The following is a 14,976-nucleotide window of genomic DNA, read 5'->3' on the forward strand; positions in this document are numbered from 1 at the left end:
TTCACGCTAATTTCAGTTTGACGATCCGCCGTCCGGGGTTAGATTCCGGCGATGCGGATTCTTTTTGCATTTTTGGCCACCCTCTTTCTTTTCGGCGTCACTCCGGCGTCGGCGGACGATCCGCCGGCAAAGCCGCCGGTTGCCCTGACCAGGGAAGCCAGGCTCGACCAACTGTTTGCCGAGCTGAAGCGCGAGCGCAACGAAAAGGCGGCCGAGCGCATCGCCGGGCGCATCTGGAGCGAATGGTTCCAGTCCGGCAGCGCCTCGATCGACCTGATGATGCAATGGTCGCAAAAGGCGATTGACGACCAGAAGTTCGACGTCGCCCTCGACTTCCTCGACCAGGTCGTCATCCTGCAGCCAAAATATGCCGAAGGCTGGAACCGGCGCGCCACCGTCCATTACATGATGAAGAATTTCGGGAAATCGATGTCCGACATCGACCAGACGCTGCAGCTGGAACCACGCCATTTCGGCGCGCTTTCCGGCCTGGCCCAGATCATGGCCGCCACCGGCCACAAGCAATCGGCGCTCGAAGCCTGGCAGAAGGTGCTTACCATCTATCCGATGATGCGCAGCGCCCAGGACCAGGTCGCGGCAATTTCGGAAGAGCTTGCCGGCGAAGGAATTTGATTAGTCAGTAGGAATTAGGGATTAGTCAGTAGTCAGTAGAGAAGATTGGTCGAGACGCCACCTCCCTACTCCCTAGAACTTATCCCCCTCCACCCCCGTATCTCCGCGCATGAACCTCATTTACGCCGCCTGTGCTTTGCTCCTCGCGCTCGTCTTTGCCCTGGCCGGTGTCACCCGGGCCGGCGCGTGGCTGATCGAGTGGCGCAACCCGCCGGCCGGCGAATTTGCCGACATCGACGGCACCCGCATCCACTATGTCCACGTGCCGGCTCCGCAAAATGCAGAGCTGCCGGCCATCGTCTTCATCCACGGCGCCAGCGCCAATCTCAGGGATCAGATGCTGCCGATCAGGCCTTTGCTCGAAGGCCGCGCCGAGATGGTTTTCCTCGACCGGCCGGGCTTCGGCTGGTCGGCACGCGGCCCCGGCAACAATGAGAGCCCGTCGGCGCAGGCCGACACCATCGCCAGCCTGATGGACCGTCTCGGCATCCACAATGCGATCATCGTCGGCCATTCGTTTGGCGGCGTGATCACCGCCGCCTTTGGCCGCGAACACCCGGAGAAGACGCTCGGGCTGGTCTTTCTGTCGCCGGTCAGCCACCCCTGGCCGGGCGGCGCGACCGCCTGGTACTACAAGCTGACCGCCACCCCCATCATCGGCTGGCTGTTCTCGGAGACATTGACCTATCCGGCAGGCACGCTGCAGATGGACGGCGCCACGGCCTGCGTGTTTTCTCCCAACAAGGTGCCGGAAGGCTATGTCGGCAATGCCTCGATTCCGCTGGTGCTGCGTCCCGGCGCTTTCCGCGCCAACGCCATCGATGTCGCCGGCCTCTACGACTATACGCTGAAGGCCGCGCCGCATTACCGCGACATCACAGCGCCGACCATCGTCATCTCGGGCGACCGCGACAAGGTGGTCTATGCCTCGATCCATTCGGTCGGCCTGGTCAGGGACATCCCCGGCGCCGAACTGATCTGGGTCCACAATCTCGGCCACAAGCCGGATTGGATCGCCTCCGACCTCGTCGTCGGCGCGATCGAGAAAGTCGCCGGCAAGGTCGTCGACCTGCAGGCAATGGCAAAAACCGTGGAAGCACGCATCGCCGGCGATGCGTACAACGATGCACAGTGCCCCGACATTACGGTGCCCGACGCGCAACTCGCCCCGACGTGACGGCCGCATGTATGTCCTGAAGCACGGAATCAAGAAAAACCCCGAAGCGTTCTGGGCGCTACCGGGTAGCATCTTCTTCGGCTACGGCGCCTGCCACATCCTTGCGGGCACCTTCCTCAGCCATCCTCCCCTGGACGGATTCTACGGCGAACGGATCATTCCGGGCGAGGATTTCTACGGCAACCATATCTACATGACGAACGGCGTGATCGCCTTCGACTATCACGGCTATTCCAGCCGAGAGCGGCTTCTGCAGCACCACGGAAGGGGATGGGCTTCGCATAGCGCAGGCTGGCACTGCACGCTGGAAAGGGTCGATTTCGACTGCTCGACACCGCCGACCTCAACCGGCGAAAGATGCGCGGCCCGGATCAGTATCTCTATTACCCAATCCCTCGCGCACACCGCTTCCTTCAGCGTATCGATCACGCCGAAGGTGCGGCAAGAGCGCTGCGAACTGTGACGAGGTCTCAGCCTATGTTGCGGGTGGCCTGCACGTCCGATCCGACATAGGCGATGCGCAGCATGTTGGTCGAACCCGGCGTCCTCAGCGGCACGCCCGCCGTGATGATGACACGGTCGCCCGGCTGGCCGAACCCCTCTTCGAAAGCGATGCGGCAGGCGCGGTCGACCATGTCGTCGAGGTCGCTGGCGTCGGGCGAGACGACGCAATGCGTGCCCCACAAAAGCGACAGCCGCCGCGCCGTGTTGAGGATCGGCGACAGGGCGATGATCGGCACTTGCGGCCGCTCGCGCGCGGCGCGCAGGCCCGTGGTGCCCGACGCCGTATAGGTGATGATCGCCGACAGTTTCAGCGTCTCCGCAATCTCGCGGGCGGCGAGCGAAATGGCGTCGGCGCCGGTTGCTTCCGGTTCCGAGCGCTGCGCGTTGATGATGCCGGCATAGGTCGGGTCGGTTTCGACCTTGGTGGCGATGCGGTTCATCATCGCCACCGCCTCGACCGGATAGGCGCCGGCAGCGGATTCGGCTGAAAGCATGATGGCGTCGGCGCCCTCGAACACGGCGATCGACACGTCGGACACCTCGGCGCGGGTCGGCACCGGCGCGGTGATCATCGATTCCAGCATCTGCGTGGCGACCACCACCGGCTTGCCGGCGCGGCGCGCGGCGCGCGTGATCTGCTTCTGGATGCCGGGCACCGCTTCCAGCGGCATTTCCACACCGAGATCGCCGCGGGCGACCATCAGCGCGTCGGAGAGTTCGATGATTTCGGCCAGCCGGGCGACGGCCTGCGGCTTTTCAATCTTGGCCATGATCAGTGCCCGGCCGCGCGCGATCTTGCGGGCTTCCGCCAAATCCTCCGGCCGCTGCACGAAGGACAGCGCCACCCAGTCGACGCTTTCCGCCAGCACCGCATCGAGGTCCTTGCGGTCCTTTTCGGTCAGCGCACCGACCGGCAGGTCGGTGTCGGGCAGGCTGACGCCCTTCTTGTCGGAAATGGTGGTGCCGGCGACGACGGTGCAGGTGATAGACTTGCCGTCGCTCTTCACCGCCCTGAGCTCCAGCTTGCCGTCATCGATCAACAGACGGTGGCCGGCCTCGACCGAGCTCAGGATTTCGGGATGCGGCAGGTAGACCCGGGTCGACGTGCCGGGCTCTGGATTGTTGTCGAGGGTGAAGGTCTGGCCCGGCGTCAGAACCTCCTTGCCGTTGGCGAACTTGCCGACGCGCAGCTTCGGTCCCTGCAAATCGGCCAGGATGCCGATCGGACGGCCAACTTTCTCCTCGACCGCGCGGATGCGGCCGACCAGCGTGCGCATCAACTCGTGATCGGTGTGGCTCATATTGATGCGGAAGACATCGGCGCCGGCTTCGAACAGCTTCTGCAGCATCTCCTCGGACGAGGAGGCAGGACCGATGGTGGCGAGGATCTTGACCTTGCGGCTACGTCTCATTGACTGTTTGTTCCCGGGGCGGCTGGAGCGCCTCCCGTTGTGGACTCATCGGTCAGCTGGACCATCCAGCTTGCCTGCTCGCCCGTGTCATATTCCTGGAATCCGGCGCGCTGGAAGCCCCGGGCGACGCAATCGGTAACGCCGGCAATCTTGAATTCTTTTTCGGCCACGCACATGTTGATCGGGCCATCCCAGCGCCCGCCGCGCTCGGCGTCTTCTGCATAAAGATAGTAAAACCTCGATGACAGCGGACCTTCGATCAGCGTCTTGCAGCTCGATCCTTCGATGTGCCACCACCCCTCGGTGATCCAGCCTGCCTTGGCGCGGTAGCCGATGCCGACGCCGACCAGGTTCTGCGTGGCGTTGCAGACGCGGAAATCGGCGCGGGCAGGCGAAGCCGCGACCAGCGCGGTGAGCCCTAGCGTCAGGGTCAGGAGCGGCACGACAAAGGCGGTGCGCGCACGCGGCCTGCCGGCGGAACCCATCCCGAAACCCCTCAATAACGTCATCTGCATCTCTCAGCGCCCCTTTTCGGAAAAGTCCGGGCGCATGTCAACGCGCCGTTCTGTCCAATTCCAATCGATTTAGAAAGGCCCCCGACACGCGATCTGCCGCGCGTCACAGGATTTTCGCAGAAACCGTGGCCAAACAACGGCATTGCGCAACAGTCCTCTTCGTGGGAATGACGATACCACCCTCCCCGGAAGCCAGCGAACAGACCTTTCCAGCCAATGACCCGATCCACAGTTTTCGCGCCTTTCGATATCGTCGAAGGCGACCGCAAGCGAGGCATCGTGCTTGTCGCCGACCATGCCCGCCGCGACCTGCCGGAGGAGTATGGCAGTCTCGGCTTGCCGGCGGCGGAACTCGATCGCCATATCGCCTACGACATCGGTGTCGAGACGGTGACGCGCGAACTGGCCGCAGCGCTCGACGTGCCGGCGGTGATCGCCAATTTTTCGCGGCTGCTGATCGATCCCAATCGCGGCGAGGACGACCCGACGCTGATCCGCCAGCTCTATGACGGCACTGTCGTGCCGGGAAACTACCCTATGGCGCCGCAAGAACGCGAAAGGCGGCTCGACGGCTTCTACCGGCCTTATCAGGACGCGGTCGGCGCCATGATCGCGTCGGTGGCGCACGCCTCAGGCAAAGCGCCGCTCATCTTCTCCGTACACTCCTTCACCCCTGTCATGCAGGGCTTCATCCGCCCTTGGCATGTCGGCATATTGTGGGACCTCGACGACCGCGTGGCGCGGCCGCTGATCGACATGCTGGCGCAGGATAAAAACCTCGTCGTTGGCGACAATGAACCCTATGACGGCGCGTTGCGCGGCGACACCATGTTCAAGCACGCCATCGTCAACGGCTTTGCCCATGCGCTGATCGAGATCCGCCAGGACCTGATATCAGACCGCAAGGGGGCGCTGGCCTGGGCGGAACGGCTGGCGCCGATCGTTGACGCCATCGACCGCCGTCCCGATATACATCAGGTGAAGATGTTCGGCTCGCGCACCGGGCCGCTGTGAGGACCCAAGGCAATGACCGAACTCAGCGATGACCAGAAACGCGATTTCGAGGCCGCGGCCTTCCGCCGGCTGGTCGAGCATCTGCGCGAGCGCAGCGATGTGCAAAACATCGACCTGATGAACCTCGCCGGCTTCTGCCGCAACTGCCTGTCGAACTGGTACCGCGAAGCGGCCGAGGCTGAGGGCGTCGATCTCGGCAAGGACCAGTCGCGCGAAATCGTCTACGGCATGCCCTATGCGCAATGGCAGGCGCTGAACCAGACCGAGGCTTCGGACGCCAAGAAGGCGGAATTCGAGGCGAGGCGGCCGAGGGATCATTGAAGTAGCGCGCGGTTCACAGGATTGACGTCGGCGGGACAGCGCCCCCCTCTGTCCTGCCGGACATCTCCCCCACTTGGGGGGAGATTGGCCGTCACGCAGGCTCTAGCCAATCGCCAGCGGTGCAAGAATAAGCGAGGCGCCGAAGCCGCCAATCTCCCCACTTGTGGGGGAGATGTCCGGCAGGACAGAGGGGGGCGCGAAGGAACGCTGCCTAACGGTTTCCCCTTAGATGTGGCCCACAAGCTTTTCGCAGCCCAGCGCTTGACGAGAAATTGAATCGATCTAATTTGCCGCGCAAAGCCATTCTTTGACCGGATTCAGGCCATGAACGCGCAAGACACCATGCAGAGCGCCATTCGCGGGCGATGGGCCGTAGCAGCGATCTTCCTCGCCAACGGCTTCCTGACCGGCAGCTGGGCGCCGCAGATTCCGGTGTTCCTGACCCGGCTCGACATCTCGAAATTCACCCTCGGCCTGCTGATCCTTCTGTTCGGCGTCGGCGCGGTCGCGGCCATGAGCTGGTGCGGCCATCTGATCTCCAGGCATGGCTCGCGCACCGTGTTGCGCTGGTTCGGCCTGTGCGGCAGCCTCGGCCTGCTGATCGTGGCGCTGGCGCCCAACGTCCCGCTGGCGGCGATCGCCATGATCATCTTCGGCGGCTCGATCGGCGGCATGGATGTCGCGATGAACGCCAATGCGGTGGTGGTCGAGCGCCGGCTGTCCCGCGCCATCATGTCGTCCTCGCACGGCTTCTGGAGCCTCGGCGGTTTCGCCGGTGGCGGTCTGGGCGGTTACGCCATCCAGACTTACGGCCACCTCGCCCATGCGGCTGTAGTCACGATCATTGCTTTTGCCGTCATTGCCGTGGCGGTCGGCTACCTCATCGCCGAGGACAAGCCGCAGGCCGCCGAGCATCACAGATTAACGCTGCCGGCCAACCCGCTGGTCTATCTTGTCGGGCTGATGGCGCTGCTGACGATGATTTCCGAGGGCGCCGTGCTCGACTGGGCAGCGCTTTATCTCCGGCAGGAGCTCGGCGCCGACCTCGCCATCGCCGGCCTTGCCTACGCCGCCTTCTCCGGCGTCATGGCTGTCATGCGCTTTTTCGGTGACGGCGTGCGCAACCGCTTCGGCGCGGTGGCCACGCTGCGCGGCTCTGCCGTCGTCGCCGCCGCCGGCATGCTGGTCGCCGGCCTGTCGCCTTCGCCCTGGATCGCCATCGCGGCTTTTGCCCTCTGCGGCTTCGGCATCGCCAACATGGTGCCGATCATCTTCTCGGCCGGCGGCAATCAGGAAGGCATGTCGTCGGGCACCGGCATGAGCGTCGTCACCACCATGGGCTATTCCGGTATATTGGTGGCGCCGTCGGCGATCGGCTTCGTTGCCGAGCGTTCGAGCTTCGGCCCGATTTTCGTCGCCATGTCGGCGCTGCTGATCGTCGTGCTGTCGATGGCCGGGCTCGCTCACCGCGCCGAATTCGCGGCCGCCCCCGCCGAATAGCGCTTCAGCTCCTCATAGAGGAAATCCGCGACGCGGCGGATGCGCACGCTGGTGCGCACGTCGCGATGCATGGCCAGCCACACCGGCAGGCTGGGCAATGGCAGGCCGGGCAGCAGTTTCTCCAGCGACGGGTCGCTGTCCGTCAGCGGCTCCTGGCCAAGACCGACGCCGTTTCCCGCCCGCAGCGCTTCCCACAAAACGATCTGGTTGTCGGTCCTGAAGCGGAAGCTGCTGCGGGTGACGGGGATGCCGGCCTGGGTAAAGCCCCGGATCATCTCGTCGCTGCGGTCGAAGCCGATCAGCGGATGGTCGAGAAGATCGGCGGGCTTGAGCGGGCGGCCGTGCCTACCGAGATAGGATTTCGCCGCGCAGCAGCAGAGCTTGATATCGCAGACCTTGCGCGCCGTCAGCTCGTTCTGCGCCGGCTTGACCATGCGGATGGCGATATCGGCATCCCTTCGCAGCAGGTTCTCGACCTGGTTCGAGGCGACGATCTCGACCTCGATGCCGGGCTCCTCGATGCCGAGCCGCGCCGTCATCTTCGGCAGCACATAGGCCGCCACCACCTCGCTGGCGGCAATGCGCACCGTGCCTTCGATCGCCTCGACCGAGCCCAATGCCAACAGTGCGAACGCGCTCGCCTGCTCGCTCACCGCTCTGCCGCGTTCGAACAGCGTGGCGCCTGCTTCCGTCAGCGCATAGCCGCGCCGCCCGCGCCGGAACAAGGTGACGCCCAACGCCTGTTCGAGCTCACCGATGTGACGCCCGAGCGTCGGTTGGCTGGCCGACAGTTTGCGCGCCGCGGCCGACAGGCTGCCGGTCTCCGCCACGGTGACGAAACTCTTGATCAGGTTCCAATCGATATCTTCCATTCATTTATGAATAACAAAGCTGCATCCATAGTCAATTTTCATTCGCGTATGAACGCATCATATTCGCCGTGCACACACAGACACGGAGAAGAAAATGAACAAGATCGCAATTCTGGGCGCCAATGGCCGGCTCGGCCGCGTGGTTGGCAAGGCCTTCATCGACGCCGGTTTCGACGTCCGCGCCGTCACCCGCAGCGGCAAGGTCCCAGCCGAACTCAAGGGCGCCACCGCCGTCGCCGGCAATGCGCTCGACCGCGAGGCGCTGATCCGCGCCACGCAAGGCGTCGACATCATCTTCAACGGCCTCAACCCGATCTACACCGACTGGGGCAAGTGTCTGCCGATGGCGGCGAACGTCATGGCCGCCTGCCATGCCAATGGCGCGCTGCATCTCTTCCCCGGCACTGTCTACAATTACGGCTCGCCGATGCCTCAACTCGTCACCGAAGACACGCCGTTCCGCCCGACGACCGAGAAGGGCCGCATCCGCTGCGCCATGGAAGCGCTGTTTCGCCGCGAGGCCGATGCCGGCCGCGTCCGCACCATCATCCTGCGCGCCGGCGATTTCTTCGGCGGCACCGGCAGCGGATCATGGTTCGACCTCGTCGTCACCGCCAAGATGAGCAAGGGCGTCTACACCGCGCCCGGCCCTGCCAACCTCGTGCATGAATGGGCCTATTTGCCGGACTTCGCCATCGGCTTCGTCGGCCTGGCGCGTAATCAGGGCAAGCTCGGCTTCTTTGAGGCGCTCAACTTCCCCGGCCACGCCGTCACCGACATGGACATAAAGGCCGCGGCCGAGAAAGCGTTGGGACATCCGCTGAAGCTGACCTTCATGCCGTGGTGGGTGCTGCGCGCCGGCAGCCCGTTCGTGGCGATGTGGCGCGAGATCGTCTCGATGTCCTATCTGCGCTTCGAACCGCACCGGCTCGTGTCCGACCGGCTGGCAAGCATCATCGGCGAAGTCCCGCACACGCCGCTGGACGAGGCCGTGGCCGAGGCATTGAAGGACATCGGCATCAGCCTCGACAATGCAAAAGACGCCGCTTAAATGCATGTCGCCCAGAAGTGTGCGCGGTTCTGGGACAACGACATGCATCAAAACAAAGACTTTAGACAAAAATCTCTCTCGCGGTGCTGGCCCAATCGCTGGAAATCAGCAACCGGATGGTCATTATGAGGAGACTGTTTATAACGGTCGGCGAGATCACCATCACCAAGGGGAGACGATGCGTTACATACGTCCGCTTTCAATCGAAGACGCCGTTGGCCTGCTGGCCGACGCTTCCGGCACATCAGCCATTCTCGCTGGAGGCAGTGACCTCCTCGTTCGGATGAAGGGCGGGTTTGTCGATCCCGACCTGATCGTCGACATCAAGGCGATCGAGGGCTTGAGCGAGATCAGGGAGACGGCCGACGGCTTCAGCATCGGCGCCACCGTCCCCTGCGCCGTCCTGGGCGAGAGCTCGGTTCTGAAGAAGGCCTGGCCCGGTGTCGTCGAAGCGTCGAAGCTGATCGGCTCGAAACAGGTCCAGGGCCGCTGCACCATCGTTGGCAATCTGTGCAACGCATCGCCGGCCGCCGACAGCGTCCCGGCCTTGGTGGCCGCCGCCGCCAAGGCCGTGGTTGCCGGCCCCTCGGGCAAGCGCACCATTCCTGTCGAGGCCGTGCCGATCGGGCCCGGCAAGACCTCGCTCACCAAGGGTGAGATCGTCGAGGCGATCCTGCTCGGCAAGCGGGAGCCGCGTTCGGGCGACGCCTATCTCAGGTTCATTCCGCGCACCGAGATGGACATCGCCGTGGTCAGCGCCGGCGTGAAGCTGTCGCTCGACGAGCATGGCGTCATCACGGCCGCGCGCGTCGCGCTGGGCGCCGCGGCCCCGACCGTGCTTCTGGTGGAAGAAGCAGCCGAGGCTCTCATCGGCAGGAAGCTGGACGAGGCGGCACTTGAGCGGCTCGCCAAGATCTGCGCTGGGGCCTGCCGCCCCATCGACGACAAGCGCGGCACCATCGAGTTCAGACGAAAAGTTGCGGGCGTGCTGGCCGGACGGGCCGCGACGACCGCCTACGCACGCGCAGGAGGCAAATGATGGCCGGTGTAGCAGTTTCAACGACAATCAACGGCGATCACGTCGAATACCTTTGCCAGCCCGACGAGACGTTGCTCGACGTCCTGCGCGATCGGCTCGGGCTGACCGGCGCCAAGGAAGGCTGCGGCACCGGCGACTGCGGCGCCTGCTCGATCATTCTCGACAATCGGCTGGTCTGCTCCTGCCTTGTGCTTGGCGCTGAAGCCGAAGGCCGGCATATCGAAACCGTCGAGGGCATGGCGCATGGCGATCAGTTGCATCCGCTGCAGCAGAAATTCCTCGAGCATGCAGCCTTGCAATGCGGCATCTGCACGCCGGGCTTCCTGATCGCGGCGAAGGACCTTTTGGCCAAGAACCCCGATCCGACCGAGGAAGAAATCCGCTTCGGCCTCGCCGGAAACCTCTGCCGCTGCACCGGCTACGACAAGATCGTGCGCGCGGTCCAGGATGCGGCCAATGTGATGAAGGGAGCGCACGCATGAACTTCGATCCACGCTTTTCGGGCCGCAAATTCTCCTCCGTCGGCACGCGGCCTATCCGTCCCGACGGCGTCGACAAGGTGACGGGACGCGCCCGTTACGGCGCCGACTTCAACATGGCGGGACAGCTGGTCGGGCGTGTCCTGCGCAGCCCGCATGCGCATGCCAGGATCCTCAAGATCGACACTTCGAAAGCGGAAAAGCTGGCCGGCGTGAAAGCGGTGATCACCGCCGCCGACCTGCCCGACCTCACCGATGGCGACGCCGCCATGTATGACGTCCTCGACAATTGCATGGCGCGCGGCAAGGCGCTCTATGACGGCCACGCCGTGGCCGCGGTCGCCGCCGTCGATGCCCGCACGGCCAGGCAGGCGCTGAAGCTCATCGAGGTCGAATACGAGCTGTTGCCGCATGTGACCGATGTCGACGAGGCGATGAAGCACACCGCCCCCTTGATCAACGACACGATCTTCACCGAGGGTCTCGAGGAAAAGCCGGCAAAGCCGTCCAACGTCACCAAGCGCAGCCAGTTTGGCCATGGCGATGTCCATCAGGGCTTTGGCCACGCCGATGTCATTGTCGAGCGCTCCTTCAAGACCGAGCAGACGCATCAGGGCTATATCGAGCCGCATGCCTGCGTGGCGAGCGTCTCGTCGGACGGCACCGCCGACCTCTGGGTCTGCACGCAGGGCCATTTCGTCTACCGCCAGCATTGCGCGCAACTGCTCGGGCTGGAAGCCTCGAAGCTGCGCGTCACCTCGTCGGAAATCGGCGGCGGCTTCGGCGGCAAGACCCATGTCTGGGCCGAGCCGGTGGCACTCGCTCTGTCGCGCAAGGCAGGAAGGCCGGTGAAGCTGGTGATGACTCGCGACGAGGTGTTCCGCGCCTCCGGCCCGACCAGCGCGACCTCGATTGACGTCAAGATCGGCGCCCGCAAGGACGGCACCATCACCGCCGCCGAAGCGACGCTGCGCTACACCAGCGGTCCCTATGCCGGCACCTGGGCCGAGATCGGCGCCATGACGGCCTTCGCCTGCTACAAGCTCGACAACGTCCAGACGGTCGGCTTCGAAGTGCTGGTCAACCGGCCGAAGACCGCGGCCTATCGCGCACCCTCCGCACCGATGGCGGCGTTCGCGGTGGAAAGCGCTGTGGATGAGCTGGCCAAGGAACTCGGCATGGACCCGGTCGAGTTCCGCATCAAGAACGCGGCGCAGGAAGGCACCCGCTCTTCCTATGGCCCCGTCTACGGCCCGATCGGCATCGGCCCGACGCTGGAGGCGGCCAAGCACCATCCGCACATGAAGGCGCCGCTGGGCAAGAACCAGGGCCGCGGCATGGCTTGCGGCTTCTGGTTCAACTTCGGTGGCCAGACCTGCGTGGACCTGAACATCGGCATGGACGGCTCGGTGTCGCTGGCTGTCGGCACGGTGGACGTCGGCGGTTCGCGCGCGTCGCTGTCGCTGGTGGCGGCGGAGGAGCTCGGCATCGACTATGCCCAGCTCAAGGCGGTGGTCGCCGACACATCCTCGCTCGGCTACAACGACATGACCGACGGCAGCCGCGGCACCTTCTCGTCGTCGATGGCGACCATCTCGGCCGCCCGCAACGCCATCAAGATCCTGCGTGAGCGCGCCGCCCAGACGTGGGACATCCCCGTCGACGACGTGGTCTGGGAAAACGGCCACGCCATCGCCAAGGGCGAGAAGTACGGCAATCTTGCAGCCCTGTCGCTGAAGGAGATCGCCGCGGCTTCCGGCAAGACCGGCGGCCCGATCGCCGGCCATAGCGAGCTCGTCGCCGACGGCGCCGGCGTCTCCTTCGCCACCCATATATGCGACATCGAGGTCGACCCCGATACCGGCTCGACCAGGGTGATCCGCTACACGGTGATCCAGGATGCCGGCAAGGCGGTGCACCCCACCTATGTCGAGGGCCAGTACCAGGGCGGCGCCGCGCAAGGCATCGGCTGGGCGCTCAACGAGGAGTACATCTACGGAAAGGATGGGCGTCTCCAGAACGCCGGCTTCCTCGACTACCGCATCCCGGTCTGCTCGGACCTGCCGATGATCGACACGCAGATCCTCGAGATACCCAATCCCAACCACCCCTATGGCGTGCGCGGCGTCGGCGAAACCTCGATCGTGCCGCCGCTGGCGGCGATCGCCAATGCCGTCTCCAACGCAGCCGGCGTGCGCATGACCCACATCCCGATGTCGCCGCCACGGGTTCTCGCCGCGATTGAGGCGGAACGGGGAGGCTGATGTCGAAAGCCAGGGATGAGGTGTGATGAGATTCAGGTCAGGCCGAGCCGAAAGTGGCGGATTCCGAGAACCGGAGCGGAGCGTACTTTTCGTACGTGAGCACCGGAAGCCCAGGAAGCCGTCATTTGCAGGCCGGTCTCACCTGAATATCAGCACACCGTAGCGCTGATGGTCGAAGTCACACTTTGGGGCGCACTCGGCCAGCTCGCCGGCGGCCAGAGCAAGGTCGAGGTCGAGGCCAAGGACATAAGGGAACTGTTCAGGAAACTGGCTGAACAGTATCCCGGCATCGAGCCCTGGATCGAGAAGGGCATCGCGGTGGCGATCGACGGCACGATCTATCGCGATACGTGGTCGAAGGAACTGCCACCAGGGGCGGAGATTTTCCTGCTGCCAAGACTGGCTGGGGGGTGAAGTGGGGTGTCGCCCTACGTCCCAGAGAGCGGACCGGCATCCTCGGTCTGCGAACTTCAAGTGCAATGTCGGTCCTCGCCTAGATGCCAGTTTTGCTGACCGCGTCTTATCGGCGGCGGGTTGGCCAACAATCCAGAGAACCTGATCCGCTGGATTACGGCAAGGGACATCAGTCCGCACACGGCTCTGAAGTGACTCGAGCGGGTCACCGTTTGACGGACAACACCGGCCCCTTTCTGGAGAGGCCGGCTATCGTTGATCCAGGATCATCAAGCTAGGTTTGGCGCTGAGACGTATCGGAAATTCGTTCGCGCACGGCATGCTCGGTCTTGTCTGCTGTGGACTTCACGATCTCGCCGAGCTGATCGGCTATCGTGTCTGCTTCCATATCTTGCCGGCCAGCTTCCTGCTTGATGGTCTCATAGGCGTCGGCGGCGACCTGCTTGGCCTCATCGAGGCCCCTATTGAGCAAAGTTTCGGCGGAATCGCGAAGCTTGTCGCCATAGGCGCCTAGTTGCTCGTCCTCCGTTGCGGTATGGGGCAGCATTGCACCTATAGCGGCGCCGATGGCGAGACCGACGGCCGCTACGGCCAAGGGTTGATCCTCCAACAGATCTTGCGCGGAGCGGCTGGCTTTCGCCGCCATGTCCCCAGTCGTCGAGCTTGCATTGGCAGCGCTTCCCGTCAGGCCCGCCGCAGCGGCTCTTGCGGCGCTCGATATGGTGTCGCCGACGCTGGTAGCGCTCGAGGAGAGCGATTCCGCGGCGTCGGAGAGCGTGCCGCCCAAGCCGCCGCGCTCCCCTGCTGCATCATGTCGTCCCGGCGCTGAAGGCAATGGATAGCCAGCCGAACGTTGGGCGGCGTTTGAGGTACCGCTGCCGAACATCAGCCAGGCCAGACCTGCGCCCACCATGGTGACCGGCAAAGGATTGTCTCGGACCTGCGTTCTGAGATTACTGAGCATGGCCGCGCTCTCCCCTCCCGAGAACAACCCGGTGAACTCATCCAGCAATTGTCCCGGCGTCATCTTGCCTCGAATGGATTCGGCGGTCTCCATCACCCGAGCGCGAGCCGCCTCGGCCTCGCGTTCAAGTTCGGCTGCGGATTTCTCGTTCATCTCACCTGCTCCTTAATCGCGCTCGCGTCGCGCTTGAGCTGTCCCTGGGTCCGGTCGGGGGTAAGTTCCGAAGGCGCCATGCTGGCCGTCCCCGTCCGCAGCAGGATGACGCCGAGGACCGCCACGACCACACCGACCAGCAGGGAAGACCATCCCGCGCCAAGCCCTGCTCGCGTCAGTGCGATAATGAGCGCCTGCAGCAACACCAAGAGCGCGGCGAGCAGGCAAATCGCGCCGCCCAGCACTTCCGCGGCACCTGCTCCGGCTTTGGTAAGCTTTTCAGAGAGCTCGGCCCGAAACAGCCTCGCCTCGGTTTGCACCAGAGTGGTGACATTCTGGGCCAAATCGGTGACTAGCCCGGCAAGGCTGGGATTGTCCTGGTTGTTCATCTGTCCTGCTCCGCGATCTGCGTGGCCCCATCATCGCCGACCACGCCAAAATCTTGTGGACGATCAGCGGGCCAACCCTGTGGCTGATCGGTGTGTGATTTGAGGCCTCCCGGAGCGGCCTCAGAATCGGGCCTTGCCGGCGGAGAAGCCTTGATGAACCGCCCGAGAGCCAATCCGGCCAACACCGATCCCGCAAGCAGGACACCGGGATTTTGCCGGCCGAAGGACTGCACGTCATCAAGGACTTGGCTAAAGGGCTTCTGTTTCAAGGACGA

The 14,976-nt window shown here is 64.2% G+C and carries 15 protein-coding genes and 2 pseudogenes; 11 read left to right on the forward strand and 6 right to left on the reverse strand.

What is annotated here, in order from left to right:
• Positions 1–51: 51 nt before the first annotated feature.
• The 3 genes and pseudogenes from NKI05_RS26055 (at position 52) to NKI05_RS26065 (ending at position 2,323) form a co-directional block, all read left to right on the forward strand.
• The gene (locus tag NKI05_RS26055) at positions 52–633 is read left to right on the forward strand and encodes a tetratricopeptide repeat protein (protein ID WP_023816396.1); all 582 of its coding nucleotides are present in this window, start codon (positions 52–54) and stop codon (positions 631–633) included.
• A 109-nt stretch (positions 634–742) separates the two neighbouring features.
• The gene (locus tag NKI05_RS26060) at positions 743–1,810 is read left to right on the forward strand and encodes an alpha/beta fold hydrolase (RefSeq protein ID WP_023711627.1); all 1,068 of its coding nucleotides are present in this window, start codon (positions 743–745) and stop codon (positions 1,808–1,810) included.
• A gap of 7 nt (positions 1,811–1,817) precedes the next feature.
• Positions 1,818–2,323, forward strand: a pseudogene (locus NKI05_RS26065) (hypothetical protein).
• Here NKI05_RS26065 and pyk read toward each other — a convergent pair.
• Both pyk and NKI05_RS26075 read right to left on the reverse strand, forming a co-directional pair.
• Complete coding sequence (gene pyk, locus NKI05_RS26070; RefSeq protein WP_023673117.1) at positions 2,281–3,726, reverse strand: pyruvate kinase; 1,446 nt, start codon at positions 3,724–3,726, stop codon at positions 2,281–2,283. The pseudogene NKI05_RS26065 and the gene pyk overlap by 43 nt on opposite strands.
• Entirely contained in the window at positions 3,723–4,211 is a 489-nt protein-coding gene (locus NKI05_RS26075; RefSeq protein ID WP_023730829.1) for a DUF1036 domain-containing protein, read from the reverse strand. Before NKI05_RS26075 ends, pyk begins: the two co-directional genes overlap by 4 nt.
• A 246-nt stretch (positions 4,212–4,457) precedes the next feature.
• On the opposite strand from NKI05_RS26075, the gene NKI05_RS26080 reads away from it, so the two are divergent.
• From NKI05_RS26080 to NKI05_RS26090, 3 genes are all read left to right on the forward strand, one after another.
• A complete protein-coding gene (locus NKI05_RS26080; RefSeq protein ID WP_023730830.1) occupies positions 4,458–5,255 on the forward strand; it encodes an N-formylglutamate amidohydrolase in 798 nt (265 codons plus the stop codon).
• Positions 5,256–5,267: 12 nt separating this feature from the next.
• Positions 5,268–5,576, forward strand: a complete 309-nt coding sequence (locus NKI05_RS26085; RefSeq protein ID WP_023690051.1) for a DUF1244 domain-containing protein — start codon at positions 5,268–5,270, stop codon at positions 5,574–5,576.
• Between the two features lie 324 nt (positions 5,577–5,900).
• The gene (locus NKI05_RS26090) at positions 5,901–7,076 is read left to right on the forward strand and encodes an MFS transporter (protein ID WP_023816394.1); all 1,176 of its coding nucleotides are present in this window, start codon (positions 5,901–5,903) and stop codon (positions 7,074–7,076) included.
• Here the strand turns inward: NKI05_RS26090 and NKI05_RS26095 are convergent.
• Positions 7,040–7,948 carry a LysR family transcriptional regulator gene (locus NKI05_RS26095; RefSeq protein WP_023816393.1) on the reverse strand — a complete coding sequence of 303 codons (909 nt, stop codon included), beginning with the start codon at positions 7,946–7,948 and terminating at the stop codon, positions 7,040–7,042. The two genes, NKI05_RS26090 and NKI05_RS26095, sit on opposite strands and share 37 nt — an antisense overlap.
• 94 nt (positions 7,949–8,042) lie before the next feature.
• On the opposite strand from NKI05_RS26095, the gene NKI05_RS26100 reads away from it, so the two are divergent.
• The 5 genes from NKI05_RS26100 (at position 8,043) to NKI05_RS26120 (ending at position 13,195) form a co-directional block, all read left to right on the forward strand.
• Positions 8,043–8,999, forward strand: coding sequence for an SDR family oxidoreductase (locus NKI05_RS26100; RefSeq protein WP_352793465.1), 957 nt, complete (start codon positions 8,043–8,045; stop codon positions 8,997–8,999).
• A gap of 178 nt (positions 9,000–9,177) precedes the next feature.
• Positions 9,178–10,038 carry an FAD binding domain-containing protein gene (locus tag NKI05_RS26105; protein WP_023816392.1) on the forward strand — a complete coding sequence of 287 codons (861 nt, stop codon included), beginning with the start codon at positions 9,178–9,180 and terminating at the stop codon, positions 10,036–10,038.
• Positions 10,038–10,520, forward strand: coding sequence for a (2Fe-2S)-binding protein (locus tag NKI05_RS26110; RefSeq protein ID WP_023684040.1), 483 nt, complete (start codon positions 10,038–10,040; stop codon positions 10,518–10,520). The genes NKI05_RS26105 and NKI05_RS26110 overlap by 1 nt, the downstream gene beginning before the upstream one ends.
• Positions 10,517–12,781 carry a xanthine dehydrogenase family protein molybdopterin-binding subunit gene (locus NKI05_RS26115; protein ID WP_023816391.1) on the forward strand — a complete coding sequence of 755 codons (2,265 nt, stop codon included), beginning with the start codon at positions 10,517–10,519 and terminating at the stop codon, positions 12,779–12,781. The genes NKI05_RS26110 and NKI05_RS26115 overlap by 4 nt, the downstream gene beginning before the upstream one ends.
• Before the next feature lie 168 nt (positions 12,782–12,949).
• The gene (locus NKI05_RS26120) at positions 12,950–13,195 is read left to right on the forward strand and encodes a MoaD/ThiS family protein (RefSeq protein WP_023684042.1); all 246 of its coding nucleotides are present in this window, start codon (positions 12,950–12,952) and stop codon (positions 13,193–13,195) included.
• Positions 13,196–13,469: 274 nt separating this feature from the next.
• Here NKI05_RS26120 and NKI05_RS26125 read toward each other — a convergent pair whose 3' ends face one another.
• The 3 genes and pseudogenes from NKI05_RS26125 to NKI05_RS26135 form a co-directional block, all read right to left on the reverse strand.
• Positions 13,470–14,252, reverse strand: a complete 783-nt coding sequence (locus NKI05_RS26125) for a hypothetical protein (protein WP_352793468.1) — start codon at positions 14,250–14,252, stop codon at positions 13,470–13,472.
• 56 nt (positions 14,253–14,308) lie between these two features.
• Positions 14,309–14,701 carry a phage holin family protein gene (locus NKI05_RS26130; RefSeq protein ID WP_023693628.1) on the reverse strand — a complete coding sequence of 131 codons (393 nt, stop codon included), beginning with the start codon at positions 14,699–14,701 and terminating at the stop codon, positions 14,309–14,311.
• Positions 14,698–14,976: pseudogene (locus NKI05_RS26135) on the reverse strand (hypothetical protein); the annotation flags it as partial. The gene NKI05_RS26130 and the pseudogene NKI05_RS26135, both read right to left, overlap by 4 nt.

Origin of the sequence: Mesorhizobium sp. M0771, from assembly GCF_040320155.1 — a bacterium.
GTDB lineage: Bacteria > Pseudomonadota > Alphaproteobacteria > Rhizobiales > Rhizobiaceae > Mesorhizobium.

What these genes read in the sequence shown, in the direction of transcription:
- NKI05_RS26090 (WP_023816394.1), top strand. Translation starts at nt 5,901, where the DNA reads ATGAACGCGCAAGACACCATGCAGAGCGCCATTCGCGGGCGATGGGCC.
- NKI05_RS26130 (WP_023693628.1), bottom strand. Translation starts at nt 14,701, where the DNA reads ATGAACAACCAGGACAATCCCAGCCTTGCCGGGCTAGTCACCGATTTG.
- NKI05_RS26060 (WP_023711627.1), top strand. Translation starts at nt 743, where the DNA reads ATGAACCTCATTTACGCCGCCTGTGCTTTGCTCCTCGCGCTCGTCTTT.
- NKI05_RS26085 (WP_023690051.1), top strand. Translation starts at nt 5,268, where the DNA reads ATGACCGAACTCAGCGATGACCAGAAACGCGATTTCGAGGCCGCGGCC.
- NKI05_RS26075 (WP_023730829.1), bottom strand. Translation starts at nt 4,211, where the DNA reads ATGGGTTCCGCCGGCAGGCCGCGTGCGCGCACCGCCTTTGTCGTGCCG.
- NKI05_RS26100 (WP_352793465.1), top strand. Translation starts at nt 8,043, where the DNA reads ATGAACAAGATCGCAATTCTGGGCGCCAATGGCCGGCTCGGCCGCGTG.
- NKI05_RS26115 (WP_023816391.1), top strand. Translation starts at nt 10,517, where the DNA reads ATGAACTTCGATCCACGCTTTTCGGGCCGCAAATTCTCCTCCGTCGGC.
- NKI05_RS26110 (WP_023684040.1), top strand. Translation starts at nt 10,038, where the DNA reads ATGGCCGGTGTAGCAGTTTCAACGACAATCAACGGCGATCACGTCGAA.
- NKI05_RS26080 (WP_023730830.1), top strand. Translation starts at nt 4,458, where the DNA reads ATGACCCGATCCACAGTTTTCGCGCCTTTCGATATCGTCGAAGGCGAC.
- NKI05_RS26105 (WP_023816392.1), top strand. Translation starts at nt 9,178, where the DNA reads ATGCGTTACATACGTCCGCTTTCAATCGAAGACGCCGTTGGCCTGCTG.
- NKI05_RS26125 (WP_352793468.1), bottom strand. Translation starts at nt 14,252, where the DNA reads ATGGAGACCGCCGAATCCATTCGAGGCAAGATGACGCCGGGACAATTG.
- NKI05_RS26120 (WP_023684042.1), top strand. Translation starts at nt 12,950, where the DNA reads ATGGTCGAAGTCACACTTTGGGGCGCACTCGGCCAGCTCGCCGGCGGC.
- NKI05_RS26055 (WP_023816396.1), top strand. Translation starts at nt 52, where the DNA reads ATGCGGATTCTTTTTGCATTTTTGGCCACCCTCTTTCTTTTCGGCGTC.
- pyk (WP_023673117.1), bottom strand. Translation starts at nt 3,726, where the DNA reads ATGAGACGTAGCCGCAAGGTCAAGATCCTCGCCACCATCGGTCCTGCC.
- NKI05_RS26095 (WP_023816393.1), bottom strand. Translation starts at nt 7,948, where the DNA reads ATGGAAGATATCGATTGGAACCTGATCAAGAGTTTCGTCACCGTGGCG.